Annotated in this window: 14 protein-coding genes; 6 read left to right on the top strand and 8 right to left on the bottom strand. The window is 71.1% G+C overall.

All coding sequences use genetic code 11. The features are described 5' to 3' along the window. Positions 1 to 135: 135 nt before the first annotated feature. The gene (locus ACFYW8_RS32460) at positions 136 to 843 is read left to right on the top strand and encodes a hypothetical protein (protein WP_389085529.1); all 708 of its coding nucleotides are present in this window, start codon (positions 136 to 138) and stop codon (positions 841 to 843) included. A gap of 160 nt (positions 844 to 1003) precedes the next feature. On the opposite strand, the gene ACFYW8_RS32455 is transcribed toward ACFYW8_RS32460, so the two are convergent. The 7 genes from ACFYW8_RS32455 to ACFYW8_RS32425 all read right to left on the bottom strand — a co-directional run bounded on the left by ACFYW8_RS32455 (position 1004) and on the right by ACFYW8_RS32425 (position 7901). Then, entirely contained in the window at positions 1004 to 1345 is a 342-nt protein-coding gene (locus ACFYW8_RS32455) for a hypothetical protein (RefSeq protein WP_389085523.1), read from the bottom strand. Positions 1346 to 1967: 622 nt separating this feature from the next. Further along, positions 1968 to 2213 (bottom strand): hypothetical protein, encoded by a 246-nt coding sequence (locus tag ACFYW8_RS32450; protein ID WP_365876615.1) that lies wholly within the window; start codon positions 2211 to 2213, stop codon positions 1968 to 1970. A gap of 416 nt (positions 2214 to 2629) precedes the next feature. Then, positions 2630 to 3160 carry a YbaK/EbsC family protein gene (locus tag ACFYW8_RS32445; protein ID WP_389085517.1) on the bottom strand — a complete coding sequence of 177 codons (531 nt, stop codon included), beginning with the start codon at positions 3158 to 3160 and terminating at the stop codon, positions 2630 to 2632. Positions 3161 to 3221: 61 nt separating this feature from the next. After that, complete coding sequence (locus ACFYW8_RS32440; protein ID WP_389085512.1) at positions 3222 to 4013, bottom strand: DUF4253 domain-containing protein; 792 nt, start codon at positions 4011 to 4013, stop codon at positions 3222 to 3224. Positions 4014 to 4161: 148 nt separating this feature from the next. Next, complete coding sequence (locus tag ACFYW8_RS32435; RefSeq protein WP_389085508.1) at positions 4162 to 5838, bottom strand: penicillin-binding transpeptidase domain-containing protein; 1677 nt, start codon at positions 5836 to 5838, stop codon at positions 4162 to 4164. A gap of 104 nt (positions 5839 to 5942) precedes the next feature. Further along, positions 5943 to 7580, bottom strand: a complete 1638-nt coding sequence (locus ACFYW8_RS32430; protein ID WP_389085503.1) for a penicillin-binding transpeptidase domain-containing protein — start codon at positions 7578 to 7580, stop codon at positions 5943 to 5945. A gap of 207 nt (positions 7581 to 7787) precedes the next feature. Next, positions 7788 to 7901: an LPXTG cell wall anchor domain-containing protein gene (locus ACFYW8_RS32425; protein ID WP_389085499.1), complete on the bottom strand. Its 114-nt coding sequence runs from the start codon at positions 7899 to 7901 to the stop codon at positions 7788 to 7790. Between the two features lie 10 nt (positions 7902 to 7911). Between ACFYW8_RS32425 and ACFYW8_RS32420 the strand changes: the two genes are divergently transcribed. Next, a complete protein-coding gene (locus tag ACFYW8_RS32420; protein WP_389085494.1) occupies positions 7912 to 8157 on the top strand; it encodes a hypothetical protein in 246 nt (81 codons plus the stop codon). 325 nt (positions 8158 to 8482) lie between these two features. Here ACFYW8_RS32420 and ACFYW8_RS32415 read toward each other — a convergent pair whose 3' ends face one another. Further along, entirely contained in the window at positions 8483 to 10219 is a 1737-nt protein-coding gene (locus tag ACFYW8_RS32415; RefSeq protein WP_389085488.1) for a dolichyl-phosphate-mannose--protein mannosyltransferase, read from the bottom strand. A 96-nt stretch (positions 10220 to 10315) separates the two neighbouring features. Between ACFYW8_RS32415 and rsmI the strand changes: the two genes are divergently transcribed. The 4 genes from rsmI to ACFYW8_RS32395 all read left to right on the top strand — a co-directional run bounded on the left by rsmI (position 10316) and on the right by ACFYW8_RS32395 (position 14816). Then, positions 10316 to 11173 carry a 16S rRNA (cytidine(1402)-2'-O)-methyltransferase gene (gene rsmI / locus ACFYW8_RS32410; RefSeq protein WP_261703927.1) on the top strand — a complete coding sequence of 286 codons (858 nt, stop codon included), beginning with the start codon at positions 10316 to 10318 and terminating at the stop codon, positions 11171 to 11173. Between the two features lie 228 nt (positions 11174 to 11401). Further along, positions 11402 to 11878 carry a hypothetical protein gene (locus ACFYW8_RS32405; protein ID WP_365876603.1) on the top strand — a complete coding sequence of 159 codons (477 nt, stop codon included), beginning with the start codon at positions 11402 to 11404 and terminating at the stop codon, positions 11876 to 11878. A gap of 82 nt (positions 11879 to 11960) precedes the next feature. After that, positions 11961 to 12881, top strand: a complete 921-nt coding sequence (locus ACFYW8_RS32400) for a TatD family hydrolase (RefSeq protein ID WP_389085479.1) — start codon at positions 11961 to 11963, stop codon at positions 12879 to 12881. Positions 12882 to 13406: 525 nt separating this feature from the next. After that, positions 13407 to 14816, top strand: a complete 1410-nt coding sequence (locus tag ACFYW8_RS32395) for a ubiquitin-like domain-containing protein (RefSeq protein WP_389085704.1) — start codon at positions 13407 to 13409, stop codon at positions 14814 to 14816. Position 14817 lies beyond the last annotated feature (1 nt).

Genomic DNA, 14817 nt, shown 5'->3' with positions numbered 1-14817 from the left:
AAGTCAAGGGATTGAATCTTTGTCCGCGGGCGGGATGGTTGTAGCCCGGACGCGAACTCGGCGTCCGGGCTACCTGCGCCACGGGATATCACTCAGCGCACCGCTCGGTCCGTATCCCCGACGCTGAGTGAGGCCGTGGCGGGCCTTGACTCGGAGCTCCGGCTCTTAGGCGTCGCCACCCTGCTCCTGCGGCTGGACCTGGTCCTGCGTCTGCGGCTGAACCTGCGGCTGGGCCTGGTCCTGCGCTTGCGGCTGGACCTGGGCCTGCGGCTGGGCCTGCGTCTGCGGCTGAGCCTGCTCCTGCGGCTGGACCTGCTCCTGCGGCTGACCCTGCTCCTGGGGCTGGGCCTGCGGCTGGACCTGCTCCTGCGGCTGGACCTGCTCCTGCGGCTGACCCTGCTCCTGCGGCTGAGCCTGCTCCTGCGGCTGACCCTGCTCCTGAGGCTGGGCCTGCGGCTGACCCTGCTCCTGCGGCTGAGCCTGCGGCTGGACCTGCTCCTGGGGCTGGACCTGCTCCTGCGGCTGAGCCTGCGTCTGCGGCTGCGCCTGGTCTTGCGCCTGCGGCTGAGCCTGCTCCTGCGGCTGGATCTGGGGCTGGACCTGCTCCTGCGGCTGAGCCTGCTCCTGTGCCTGCTTCTGCTCCAGCGCCTGGCCCTGGTCCTGCGGCTGGGAGTAGTAGCCACCCCCGACGGCCACGGCGCTGGCGGACGAGGTGGCGACGGCGGCGACCGGCACGGGCACGCCGTCGTTACCGTCGGCGAAGCTGATGCCGGCGCCGAGGGCGGACAGTCCCGCAATGGCTGCCGCTACGACCACAGCGCGCTGAAACTTACGCATGGATGACCCTTTCCTGATCAGGCATACCGCCTGAAATGACCACTTGCCGTAAACGTAAGCACGCTGGGTGTAATCAATCGGGGATTTATACCCTATGTCGCGCAGGAGCCCCATATGGGGTATAGCGCCAATTGGGCCGTAGGGCGGGGTTCGGCGGTCGTGCTTCTCAGGGGGCGAGGCCGGGCAGTTCCCGCTCCCCGTCGATCGGTCGAGGCGCTCCGGACGTGGCAGGTGAACAGGTCACCTGAGGGCCGAGTCGTGTCGTGCCGTTGCCCGTGGCGGTGGGCACCGTTACGGCCTGCACCGGCATGCAGGTCTCCTGATGGGGAATGGCGCCGTGCTCGGCGCTCCCGCCTTCGATGTGCTGCACGCAGATGACGTCCCCCTGGGGGCTCCGAGTGCAAGGTGCCGGGTCTCCCGCGGCGTGCGCGTGCGTGATGCCCATGGATGCCACGGCGAGCCCGCCGATGAGCCCCGAGAGGGCCGCGATCCTTTTGCTGTTGAACATGTGATGCGTGTCCTTAGTACGGGCGCCCCGGGCGCCGCTCCCTCGGGATCGGCCGCGCCGCGGGCGTGGTCTGCGATACAGGGCCTTTTCCAACTTTCCGCGTCGGCTGGACAGTCGGCCTGACAGGCGGACGAAGCTGCTGGTAACGGTGAACGTGCGGGGCGTGGCCGACCCGAAAGGCCGTCTCCTCCGGGCTTCACCGCCCTGGCCGACGCCGTCATGGCGCTGGGGCGGCACGCGGGCACGGCGTCATCGACGCTCTCGCCGAAGCCGGCATCACCTGCCGGTCGGACACGGGCTGCCACGGTGCGGGCGGCTCGGTCCATCTCCCCTTGCCGTGGTCGACGGGACGCCCTCTCGGCCGGGTCGGCAGGTCGTCGACCGGTCCCGTGCGAGGTCCGGGCGCTGGTCGAACGAGCCATCGCCGCCCGCGGGTCCTGGCTCGCTTCTTCGCGAGCTCCGCTGCTCGACGACCGGGGTCACCGGCCTCGCCCGAGCGGTCCTCGCCCTTCAGCTGGCCGGCTCGCGCCGAGATCGAGGCGGTCGGCTGCCGGCATTCGATCCCTTCGGGTTAACCCGAAGGGATCCCGTACCGACTGTTGCGATGTTGACGTCGCTGACCTCAGCCGGTGAAGGCGCGGTTGTGCTGGCCGCAGGTGGTGTCCAGGGTCTGGCCGAGGCCGAGTACTCCGATCGGGATGTCGTTCTCCGACACCGTCTGCGGGCTGCACTCCTGGTAGGGGCGGTAAAGGTCCACCGTCCGCGGTCCGTTGCCATGGGTGTCGGCGACAGCCGTTCCGGCACCGACGGCGGACAGGCCGCCGGCCGCCACTGCTGCTGCGATCACGATCTGCTGAAACTTGCGCATGGAACCCTCGGTTCTGCATTGCTTACACATGATGGCTAGTTGCCTAGCGTGACTGGATGAACACTAGCAGTAGCGCCGAGTGGCCGGAGCGCGGAGGTCGTACGTGTCCTACGGAGGAGGCGGGCCCGGCGTGGACGTCAACTGGCGCTACAGAAGGAGGCTTTGCCATTCGGCATACGGTATGGACGCACCGCGGGCGAGGGCCCGGCGTGGCACACCGTCGCATCAATCCGATTGCCTGGAGCGAGAGTTGGGGCTTGCGGGCTATTGACTCGTTGTTTTGATCTTTGGCGTCAGGGTGATGCCGAGGCGGGAGCTGTTCGGACGAGCGGTGCAACTGGGGGTAGTTGGGGTTGCTGACGGGCCTCCGGGAGGCGGCCGTCGAGGGTGCGGTACGGCCGCGGTGGCGAGCGGTGTCACGCGATGGGATCGCGCACGTCCACCAGCGTGCCGCCCGAGTGGGCGATCAGGGTCTTCGGGTCCATGGGGAAGACGGAGTGCGAGGTGCCCGCCGAGGTCCACACCGTGTCGTGGCCGAGCAGCGAACGGTCCACCAGGACACGGGTCTTCGTAAGGTGTCCGAAAGGCGGGACGGCGCCGGGCCCGTACCCGGTCGACTCCCGTACCAGGTGTGCCCCGGCCCGGGTGAGCTTCTCGGCGCCCAGCTCCCGCCGTACGAGCTCCATGCCGACGTGTGCCGAGCCGTCCAGCAGCACCAGCACCGGGACCCCGTCCGCGGCGAAGAACAGCGACTTGCAGATCTGGCTCGGTTCGCAGCCGATCGCCGCGGCGGCCTCGGCGGTGGTGCGGGCCGTGTCGGGGAAGCGCCGGACCCGTCCGATCACCTCGCCGAGACCCAGCTCCCGCAAGGCCTCGGCGAAACGGGGGTGGATGTCTTGCACGACGGAGGACTGCTCCTCGCCGCCGTTCTCATCGGTGACGTTCATGGACCGCACGCTAGCGGTCGGTGTAACCGCCACGCGACCGGGTACCGCCGGGGCCCGCCGCTCAGTCCCACCAGAAGCTCCACACCGGGGCGTCGATGAGGGAGGCCGCGTACCGGGGGAAGGGTGTCGGGGGGTCGTTGACGATGTTGTCAGCGGTGGTCAGGAGGTGTTCGAGGGCGACGAGGTCGGCCTGTTCCTGGGTCCGGGGCGGGCAGGCGACGGAGACGTGCAGCGTCGCTCCGATCGCGGCGAGGACGCGGGCCCCGAAACGGTCCTCCCAGCTGCGCAGCAGCGCGCAGAACAGGGGGAGCGGCGCCTCCGCGCGCCAGCCGATGACGGCGGGGATGTCGGCGCTCCGTGCGGCGGCGACGAGGCCGAGAGAGGCTCCTGCCGTGTCGTACCAGCCGTGGCGGAGGAGGTGGGCGAGGGCCGAGCGGGCCGCCTCGTCCGGGTCGGCGCCCGAGGCGGGGAGGGTGGCGGGGGCCAGTCCGGGCCAGCGGTCGTACGGTGCGCCGGGGTCGTCCTCCCAGGGCTCGACGTCCTCGGGGCAGTCCATCGGTTCGGGCGGCGCCGCGAGCCGGGCGAGTTGGCGCCGGCGATACTCGCGCCATCCCTGTTCGAGTTCGGTTTCGAGGTCGACGGCGGTTACCTCGGCGAGGTCGAGTGAGCGGGGGTGGTCGTCGTCCGTGTAGCAGAGGATCGGCCTGAGGCCGGTGATGTCCTGCTGCCGCTGGGCGCGGGTCCACATGTCCAGCAGAGGGGCGTACCGTATCTCGTCGGCGTACCACAGGACCGGTGAGTCGGCGGGCACGCCGCGCCCGGACGGCAGGCTTTGGGGAAGCGAGAACGTCATGCGCGGAGCGTAGAAGGCCCCACTGACATCGCCGCGCTCTGCGACTCCATCCCTCTCCTGGGCAGTTGCACCACAGGGTCGTGTCGGTCGGGTGCCGGTCGGGTGGATCCCCGGACCGGGAGCGCTTGCCGGAGCCGGAGAGCGGGTGTCAGCCGCCGGAGCCGGCCTTCAGAAGCGCTGCCACGATCGGGCCCGCCGTGGTGCCGCCGTGGCCACCCTCCTGGACGACGCCCGCTCCCGCCAGGTCGCCCTTCCAGGCCGTGAACCAGCCGTTGGGCTGCTCCTGGTTGTCGACCTCGGCGGAGCCGGTCTTTGCGCCGAAGTCGGGGCCGAGGCCGGCCATGGCGGAGGCGGCGGTGCCGGCGGATGCCGTGTACTGCATGACCTCGCGCAGCTGGGCGAGCGTGGCCGCGGACAGGGTGCGGGAGGCCGTGGCCAGCGTGCGGTGGTCGACCGACGGGTCGACCAGGTACGGCTGGTGGAAGCTGCCGGACTGGACCGTGGAGGCGACGGACGCCATGTTCAGCGGGTTCATGCGGACCCCGCCCTGGCCCATCAGCGAAGCGGCCATCTGCGCGGCGCTCTGCACCGGCACCGAGCCGTCCGCCGAGGGCACCCCGATGGCCCAGTTGTTCATGCTCAGGCCGAAGACCTGCTGGGCCTGCTTGGTCAGGTCGTCGTTCTTCAGCTTCTTCGCCTGCGTGATGAAGGCCGTGTTGCAGGACCGCGCGAAGCTCGCCTTGAACGTGCCGTTCTTGATCTCGAAGTCGTCGTCGTTGTGGAACTTCCAGCCGCCGTACGTCGCCGTCTTGGGGCAGGGGTGCGGCTTGTCGGGGGAGGCCAGGCCCTTTTCGAAGAGCAGCGACGCCGTGATGACCTTCATCGTGGAGCCGGGCGCGAGGGAGCCCTGGAAGGCGGTGTTGAAGCCGTGGCCCGTGTTCGCGACGGCGATGATCTCGCCCGTCGAGGGGCGCATCAGGACCACCGACGCCTTGGGCTTGGCGGCCACCAGGCGCTCGGCCTCCGCCTGGAGGGTCGGGCTGAGCGTCGTCTTCACGGTGCCGGGCGTGCCCGCGCTGAGCGTCAGCAGGGTCTTGTCGGGGGTCTTCTGGGCCCCCTTCGCCGCGGCCTTGCGGACCACGCGCAGTTCGATGCCCGCCTTGCCGCCTGCCGTCTTGCCGTACTTCTCGCGCAGCCCGTCGAGGACCGTGCCGAGGGAGGGGTACTTGGCGGCGGTCAGCTCACCGCCGTGGCGGTCGAGGGCGGTGATGGGCGGCGTCCCGGACTCGCCGGTCACCAGCCGGTCGCCGTCCTGGAGGTCCGGGTGGACGACCGAGGACTTCCAGCCGACCAGGGCCACGCCGTCCTTGGCCCTGCGCACGACCGTCATCTTCGACGTGTACGCCAGCGGTTTGGTCCTGCCCTTGTAGGTGACGGTGGCCTTGACGGTGAACGGGACGTCGGCGCCCGACGGCGTGCCGCGCGTCAGGGTCACGCCGCTGATGTGGGCGTCCTTGCCGAAGCCGGTCAGCGTGGTCGTGGCGGCGGCCGAGTCGTCGGTCGCCGCGGCCGCCCGGGTGACGTCGCCGCTCTGCCAGGCGGTCAGGAAGGCGGTGGACGCCATGCTGACCTCGGCCGCCGACAACGGGCCCGTCCTGACGGCCTTGCGGGTGGTGGCCGTGGTGCCGTCGTCGGCCGCCGCGCCGCTGCCGTAGAGGCTGTAGGCGCCGAACGCCCCGCCGACGACGGCGACGGCGATCACCCCGCCGAGTACGGCGGGCTGCTTCGTCTTCCGTCGCTCGGCGACGCGCCTTCTCTTGCCCACAGCTTCCCGTCCTCCGCCGTCCCCTGATGCCCCGTGATGCCCTCGCGCCTCTCGCTCCTCAACGAGGAGCACCACCCTAGGGTCCCGTTCTGTGAGGAGCGACTTCAGCCGCCCGTTCGTAGCACAGCTGCGACGATCGGGCCGGCCGCCTCGCCGCCGTGACCGCCCTCCTGGGTCATCGCGGCGGCCGCGATGTCGTTGCGGTATCCGGTGAACCAGCTGTTGGACCTGGCCTGCCCGTCGACCTCGGCGGAGCCGGTCTTGGCGCCGATGCTGCCGCCGAGCCCGGCCATCACCCGGGCCGCGGTGCCGCTGACGGCCGTGCGGTTCATCATCGAGCGCAGCTGCGCGACCGTACCGCCGGACAGGCCCTTCGCGGTGGCCAGTTCACGGTCGTCGAGGGCGCGCGGCACGATGACCGGCTGCCGGAAGACGCCCGTCATCGCGGTCGCCGTCACCGACGCCATGTTCAGCGGGCTCATCTGGACCTGGCCCTGGCCGATCATGTTGGCCGCCGTGTCCGGACCGCCGGAGGCGGGCACCGAGCCGTCGAAGGACTCGATGCCGGTCTTCCAGTTGTTCTGCCCGATTCCGAAGCGCTGCTGGGCCTCGTCGGTCAGCGAGTCGACCTTCACCGCGTCCGCGTACTTCACGAAGGCCGTGTTGCACGAGCGCGCGAAGCTGTCGGAGAGCGTGGCGTTCTCCTGCGGCCGCATGCCCGTGAGGTTGTGGAAGGTCTGGCTCTGCCAGACCGCGGTGTCCGTGCAGGGTGCGGGACCGTTCGCCGTCGTGATGCCGTTGTCTATGAGGGTCGCCGCGCTGATGATCTTCATCGTGGAACCGGGCGCGAGCTTGCCGAGGAAGGCTGCGTTGAAGCCGTCCGCGCGGTGGTTGGCGACGGCCAGCACCTCGCCGGTGCTCGGCTTCAGCGCCACCACGGAGGACTCGGAGTACTGGGTGACCGCCTTCTCGGCGGCGGCCTGCGCGCTCGCGCTGAGTGTCGTACGGACCTTGCCCGCCCGCCCCTTGGCGAGGGTGACCAGGGTCGTGTCGCCGCCGCTCTCGCCGCCGTGCCGGATCGACAGCTCGATGCCGGGCGAGCCGCCCGCGGTGTCGCCGTACTTCTCGCGGAGCGCGTCCAGGATCGGCCCCAGGGACGGGTACTTCTCCTTCGTCAGGACAACGTTGTTCCGGTCCACGGCCTCGATCGCCGGGTTCGCCGACTCGCCCGTGACCAGGGTGTCCCCGTCCTTCAGGTCCGGGTGGACGACGGACGGCTTCCAGTCGACCAGGGCCTTCCCGGTGGTCTCCCCGCGTACGACGGTCAGCTCGGAGTCGTACGCGAAGGGCTTGCTCTTCCCGCCGTAGGACACCGTCGCCTTGACGGAGAACGGCACGGTCGCCCCGGACGGCGCGCCCGGAGTGATCTTCACATCGGTCAGATGAGCGTCGTCGTGGTAGCCGGCGAGCAGCACTTCGGCCGTCGACGCGTAGTTCGTGTACGACGCGGCCTTCGCCGCGTCGCCCTTCTCCCAGGCCGCGATGAACGCGCGGCTGGTCTCCTTGACCTCGGCACCGCTCGGCGGCCCGGTCTTCACCGGAGCGGGCCCGGCGGCCGCGTCCGCGCCGCCCCCGCCGTCCCCGCTGATCGAGGTCACCACGTTGTAGGCGCCGTACCCGGCACCGCCCACCATTACCGCGAACACGCCGCCGATGACGGCAGCTCTTGCCCCCTTGCGCATCGCGCGAATCCCTCCCCGTGAACCCTCCTCCGAACTTCTGAACGCGTTCAGAAAAGCCGGTTCACCTCGCACTCTAGGCGCGGGTGGGGCTCATGGTGCGGACCTTCGCCGAATTGTTAGCCCCAGGCGACGAGCCGCATCTGTGAGTAATGTTCACAAATACGACTAACTGGCTCTGCCGGTGCCAGAGGGCCCCGGCAGAGCGTCTCAGTGGGCCTTGCGGCGGCGTACGGCGGTGAACAGCGTGGCGCCGGCGGCCAGCGCCACGGCCGCGGCGGCTGCGAACCAGGGCAGGGAGGAGCCCGCGCCGGTGTCGGGCAAGGAGCCCTGCGTGGTACCGCCCGAGGCCGCGGTACCGGAGCCGTCCGAGGGCGAGCCGGAGCCGCCCCATCTGGCCTTTGAGGGCTGTGGCGTCGATCGTCACCGTGAAGTCCCTCAGCTCCTGGGAGCCGGTGTTGCGCGCGTGCACGTAGACGGGGCCGCTGTAGTCCCCGTACGGCTTGGCCTCGACCGGCTTCTCGCCCAGGTCGTGGGTGAACTCCAGCGACGGCGCGGCCTCGGCGGCCTGGCCGGGTGAAGGCGCGCCAAGGGCCAGCAGGCCCACAGCGACGGCGGTGGCGCTCGCTCGGAGGGCATTGCGGGGCAACGGTCGCGGCACGGTACTCCTTCGACGGATCGACGACCGGCGGAGTTCCGATCACCGGCACAGACCGGCAACGTGGGCCAACGGTTGTAGGAACGTGAGGTGAATCGCCGCTGCGCGACTCCGTCCGCCACGCCTGAGCGGGGCCGTCCTCGGGCCGTCCGAGGGCGGCCGACGACGACCGCTGACGACCGACGTCGACCCGCAACGACCAAGGGGGCGCGGCAGATCGCCACGCCCCCTTGCCGTGTCCGTCCGGCTAGACCCAGGTGTCCAGCCACATCCGCGACCGCCACTGGTCGATCGGGATCGCCGTGCCCGTGTACAGGGGCCAGAAATAGATGAAGTTCCAGACGATCAGGAGGACCAGGACGCCCGCTCCCGCCGCGCCGACGACGCGGCGGCGTTCCCCGGAGCCGGGTGGGCCGAGGATCGCGCCGATCATCATCGCGACGGCGAGGCAGAGGAACGGGACGAAGACGACGGCGTAGAAGAAGAAGATCGTGCGCTCCTGGTAGTGGAACCAGGGGAGGTAGCCGGCCGCGACGCCGCAGGCGATGGCGCCGGCCCGCCAGTCGCGGCGGAAGGCCCAGCGCCACAGCACGTAGAGGATCGCGAAGCAGGCGGCCCACCAGAGCAGAGGCGTGCCGAGCGCCAGCACCTCACGGGCGCACTTGTCGGCCGCGTCGGCGGGGCAGCCGTCCTTGCCGGGCAGCGGGGACTCGTAGAAGTACGAGACCGGGCGGCCGACGATGAGCCAGCTCCACGGGTTGGACTGGTAGGTGTGCGGAGACGACAGTCCGACGTGGAACTTGTAGACCTCGTGCTCGTAGTGCCACAGGCTGCGCAGCCAGTCCGGGAGGAGGGTCCAGTTGCCGCCCTTGCCGTCGGTCACGGCCCAGTTGCGGAAGTAGCCGCCCTTGCCGTTGTCCGGCGACAGGATCCAGCCGGTCCAGGAGACCAGGTACACGGCCAGGGCGACCGGGACCGTCGCGAGGAAGGTGATCCCCGTGTCGTGCTTGAGAGCCGCCAGGTAGGGCTGCCGGGCGCCCGCGACCCGGCGCGAGGCCGCGTCCCACAGGACCGCCATCACGCAGAACGCGGCGAGGATGTACAGCCCGTTCCACTTGGTGCCGATGGCCAGGCCCAGCATCAGGCCCGCCGTCCAGCGCCAGGGCCGCCACCCCAGCCGGGTGGTCTCGGCGGCGTGCGCGTCCGGGTGGGCGACGCCGTCCGCGTCGACGGGCAGCGCCGCCGCCAGTCTCGCCCGCGCCTTGTCGCGGTCGACGACCAGGCAGCCGAAGGCCGCCAGCACGAAGAACATCAGCACACCGTCGAGCAGCGAGGTGCGGCTCATCACGAAGTGCAGGCCGTCCACCGCCATCAGCGTGCCGGCGAGGCAGCCGAGGAACGTCGAGCGGAACAGCCGCCGGCCGATCCGGCACAGCAGCAGCACCGACAGCGTGCCGAGCAGCGCGGTCATGAACCGCCAGCCGAAGGGGTTGAACCCGAACATCCACTCGCCGAGCCCGATGACGTACTTGCCGATCGGCGGGTGCACGACATACGCGGCGTCGCTCGGGACCCGCACATGCCCGTTGCTCTGGAGGATCAGGTCGTTGGCGTCCTTGGACCAGTTGACCTCGTAGCCGCGGTGGAAGAGCGCCCAGGCGTCCTTCGCGTAATACGTCTCATCGAATATCACCGCCTTCGGGCTGCCCAGGTTCCAGAACCGCAGCAGCCCGGCGAGCAGGGTCACCAGGAGCGGGCCCACCCACCCCGACCAGCGGTTGAAACGGTCGGCGACCTCCTGGCGCAGTCCGAGAGCGGCCCACATTCCGGGGCCGGGCTCGGCGTACGGCGGTACGAGCCGGTCGCGCACATCACTTCTGGGCGGCGTCGTGTAGCCGAATCGGCGCAGCCGCTGCTGCCACGACGGCCGCTGCGCTGCGGCCTGGCCCTGCCGGGTGTCCGTGGAGGACGCGGTACTGGTCACCGCGCCATCGTAGGGAACAGGTCTGTGGGAGTCCCGTGCATGGGCCCCTTCCGGTCGGATGAGCTTGTCGGGCGGTGCCCCTGCGAGGATGGAACCGTGACAGGAATCCTTGTGTTGGCAGGTACCCCCATCGGCGACATCTCCGACGCGCCGCCACGGCTCGCCGCGGAACTGACCGGTGCCGATGTCGTCGCCGCCGAGGACACCCGCAGGCTGCGCAGGCTCACCCAGGCCCTCGGCGTCCAGACGACGGGGCGTGTCGTGTCGTACTTCGAGGGGAACGAGGCCGCCCGGACCCCGGAACTCGTCGAGGCGCTGGTCGGCGGGGCGCGGGTCCTGCTCGTGACCGACGCCGGGATGCCGTCCGTGTCGGACCCCGGCTACCGGCTGGTCGCGGCCGCGGTCGAGAAGGACATCAAGGTCACCGCCGTACCCGGCCCGTCCGCCGTGCTCACCGCGCTCGCGCTGTCCGGCCTGCCCGTCGACCGCTTCTGCTTCGAGGGCTTCCTGCCCAGGAAGGCGGGCGAGCGGCTGTCCCGGCTGCGGGAGGTCGCCGAGGAGCGCCGGACGCTGGTCTATTTCGAAGCGCCCCACCGGCTGGACGACACCCTCGCCGCCATGGCGGAGGTCTTCGGCACCCAGCGGCGCGCCGCCGTCTGCCGCGAACTGACCAAGACGTACGAGGAGGTCAAGCGCGGCCCGCTGGGCGAGCTGGCCGCCTGGGCCGCCGAGGGTGTCCGCGGCGAGATCACCGTCGTCGTCGAGGGTGCCCCCGAGAAGGGGGCCGAGGAACTGGACGCCGGTGAACTGGTGCGCAGGGTGCAGGTGCGCGAGGAGGCGGGGGAGCGGCGCAAGGAGGCCATCGCCGCCGTCGCCGCGGAGGCCGGAATTCCCAAGCGGGACGTCTTCGACGCGGTTGTCGCGGCAAAGAACGCCGCACGAAGCGGCCCATAGAAGGGCAAAGGACTATCGTGAAAAGCAAAGATCAGGCCGCGTAAAAGGAGCCTTGCGACAAGGAAAGGCCAAAACGCCTCCAACACTCGACAGGGCGGATGCGTTCGTGCTGGGAGAGGCGTCCACTGGACCCAGGGACGTACCCGTCCCTCGCCTTCGGTGAATCGATGGAATTCAGGGGGAATTGCGTCGACGGAGGTGCTTGTCCAGCGGACAAGAGGAGCTGGCATGAGTGAGATGGCAGGACGGACCGGCGGTATCGCCGCTGGTCAGGTCACCGAACAGACCGGGCATCGCGGCACGGCGACGGCAGTCGTTCACGAATCGTATTCCTTCGCCTGCATGCGCTGCGGGCACGGCTGGGAACAGTCGTACGAGATCGAGCACCACCGCGACGCCGAAGGCGGCGAGTACGTGGTGTACGTGGCGAACGGCCATGTCGTGCCGTCGCCCCTCAGCCGGCCCACCTGCCTGAACTGCGACAGCCACGTGGTGCGCATCATGCGCGCCGGTCAGGTGTCCTCCGTTCTCGACTCCATGCACTCCACGCACTCCATGGCCCGCCGTCATGACCGTCCGGTGCCGCGACAGCCCGAGGACGGCCTGGAAGGGGAGGCCGCCGAGTCCTCCGGCGTCCCGAAGGAGCCGCACCACTGGCACCTGTCGGACCTGCTCCACCCGTTCCAGCACCGCCGGGCCGGCTGAACCCGCCGGGCGGGACCCACGGGACGGCCTCCCGGCTCCCCGCGAGGTGAGGCCGGGCATGCCCCCTTCGTAGGATCGGGGCATGCCTTCCTCCGTTTCCGGTGCACCCGACAAGAACGCCGCGCCCCCGCTTCCCGAACCGCTGCGCGTTCCCGTGGCCGACTCGCACACCCACCTCGACATGCAGTCCGGCACGGTCGAGGAGGGCCTAGCCAAGGCCGCGGCGGTCGGTGTGACGACGGTCGTCCAGGTCGGCTGCGACGTGAAGGGCTCACGCTGGGCGGCCGAGACGGCGGCCGCGCACGCCACCGTCCACGCCACCGTCGCCCTGCACCCCAACGAGGCACCCCGCATCGTGCACGGCGACCCTGGGGGCACCTCCCAGCCCCCTGGGGCTGGGGGAGGATGGTCCCGGCAAGGGGCCCGGCGGCCGGGCGGCGACGCCGCGCTGGACGAGGCGCTCGCGGAGATCGACGCTCTCGCGGCCCTCCCGCACGTCAAGGGCGTCGGCGAGACCGGCCTGGACCACTTCCGCACCGGGCCCGAGGGCAAGGATGCGCAGGAGCGCTCCTTCCGCGCCCACATCGAGATCGCCAAGCGGCACGGCAAGGCCCTGGTCATCCACGACCGCGACGCCCACGCCGACGTCCTGCGCATCCTGGAGGAGGAAGGCGCCCCGGAGAGGACCGTGTTCCACTGCTACTCCGGCGACGCCGACATGGCCGCGGTCTGCGCCCGCGCCGGATACTTCATGTCCTTCGCCGGCAACATGACCTTCAAGAACGCCCAGCCGCTGCGCGACGCGCTGGCCGTGGCCCCGCTCGAACTCGTCCTGGTCGAGACCGACGCACCCTTCCTGACTCCCGCGCCGTACCGCGGACGGCCCAACGCGCCGTATCTCATTCCGGTCACGGTGCGCGCCATGGCCGCGGTGCGGGGGATCGACGAAGACACGCTGGCGACCTCGATCTCCGCCAACACCGCGCGCGCGTTCGATTACTGACGCATAACGGTTCCCGGGGTTTTCCCCGGCCGGACACGGGTCTTCCGCGGGAGAGTGTCGCGACACAGCGTAGCCGCGTTGCTTGGGAGAGTGACGACCGCTCCGCTAGGTTCTGGTCGCCCGATCCGGACCCTGGAGCGTGTCGTCGTGAGCAGCTCGCGGTACGAGCAGTACGAGACGTATGGACCGACCACGTATGGACCGACCACGTATGGACCGACCGGTGGCGATGAAGCCACCACCGTCGTCGTCGGCGTCGCAGCCGTGGCAGGTGCGTCCGCCGCGGTGGACCCGCGCGGTGTGCCTGGCACGGCTGGTGTGCCCGGCGGGTTCGGTGCGCGTGACGCGCCAGAGGGGCCCGGAGCGGTCCGTACGGCCGGTGCGGGCCGTCCCGGCCACGGGGGGTACTCGGGCTACGGGGAGTACTCGGCCTACGGGGACCACTCGGGCCACGCGGCGTACCCGCACCACGGCCCGTACGGCCAGGGCTACCCGGACCCTTACCGCCCGGCGTACGAGACGCGTGTGCCCGAGCCCGCGTCGCCGAACGCGTCCCGCACGCCCGGAGGGCCCGGCGTCCCCCGCGCACCCGGTGTTCCCGGTGTTCCCGGTGTTCCCGGTGTACGGGGCGTGCCCGGCTCGCCCGACGCGCCGACCGAGCCCCGCCTTCCGCGCCTGCCGACGGACACCCTGCCTGCGTCTCCTGTGACGCTCGCGTCTTTCGTGGCGCCTGCGGGCGGCGCAGGGCGCACGGACGACGCCGACGGGCGGGACGGGGCGCGCGCGGCGGGTGGGCGGGCCGAGGCGCGCCGCGCGGCCCGGCGCAGGCGCGTCCCCGAACGCCCCGAATCCCTGCGCCGGCTGATCCCGCAGGCCCTGGTGGTGGCCTTCCTGGCCGGCGGCACCTCCGCGTTCGTCGCCGGCGACAAGGCGATCGAGCTCAGCGTCGACGGCCGACCGCGCCACCTGCACACCTTCGCGGACGAGGTGACGGAACTGCTGGCGGACGAAGGAGTGAAGGTGGGCGCGCACGACGTGGTCGCGCCCGCCCCGGACACCGGCCTCACCGACGGGGACGAGGTCGCGGTGCGCTACGGGCGCCCTGTGCACCTCACCCTCGACGGGGAGCGGCGCCGGGTGTGGACGACCGCGCACACCGTGGACGGCGCGCTCAGCCAGCTGGGGGTGCGCGCCGAGGGCGCCTACCTGTCGACCTCGCGCTCCCGGCGCATCGGGCGCCAGGGTCTCGCGCTCGACGTGCGGACCGAGCGCGCGGTCACGATCATGGCCGACGGCCGGGCGCGGACGATCCGCACGAACGCCGCGAGCGTGGGGGAGGCCGTCCAGGAGGCCGGGATCACCCTGCGCGGACAGGACATGACCTCGGTGCCGGCCGGGAGCTTCCCGCGGGACGGGCAGACCGTCACGGTCCTGCGGGTCACCGGGGCCAAGGAGGTCCGCGAGGTGCCGATCCCGTTCGAGGTGCGACGGGCGGACGACTCCTCACTGTTCAAGGGCGTCGAGGTCGTCGAACGCCCCGGCCGGTTCGGAGCGCTGCGCGTCACCTACACCTTGCGTACCGTCAACGGCGTCAAGCAGAGGCCGCGCCTCGTCCGGTCCGAGGTGGTGCGGCAGCCGCAGAGACAGCTGGTCAGGGTCGGCACGAAGCCGCATCCCCCGTCCGCCGGCGGCGCCGACCACCTGAACTGGTCCGGCCTCGCCGCGTGCGAGTCGGGCGGCCGGCCCGGCGCCGTGGACCCGTCCGGGACCTACGGCGGCCTCTACCAGTTCGACACCCACACCTGGCACACCCTCGGCGGCAGCGGGCGCCCCCAGGACGCCCCCGCCGCGGAACAGACCTTCCGGGCGAAGAAGCTGTACGCGCGCCGGGGAACGAGTCCCTGGCCGCACTGCGGGCCACGGCTGCACGGCTGAG

The sequence above is a fragment of the Streptomyces sp. NPDC002742 genome, assembly GCF_042888885.1.
GTDB lineage: Bacteria > Actinomycetota > Actinomycetes > Streptomycetales > Streptomycetaceae > Streptomyces.
The sequence above is the reverse complement of the archived record's forward strand: the minus strand, read 5'-3'. Positions and strand labels throughout refer to the sequence as shown.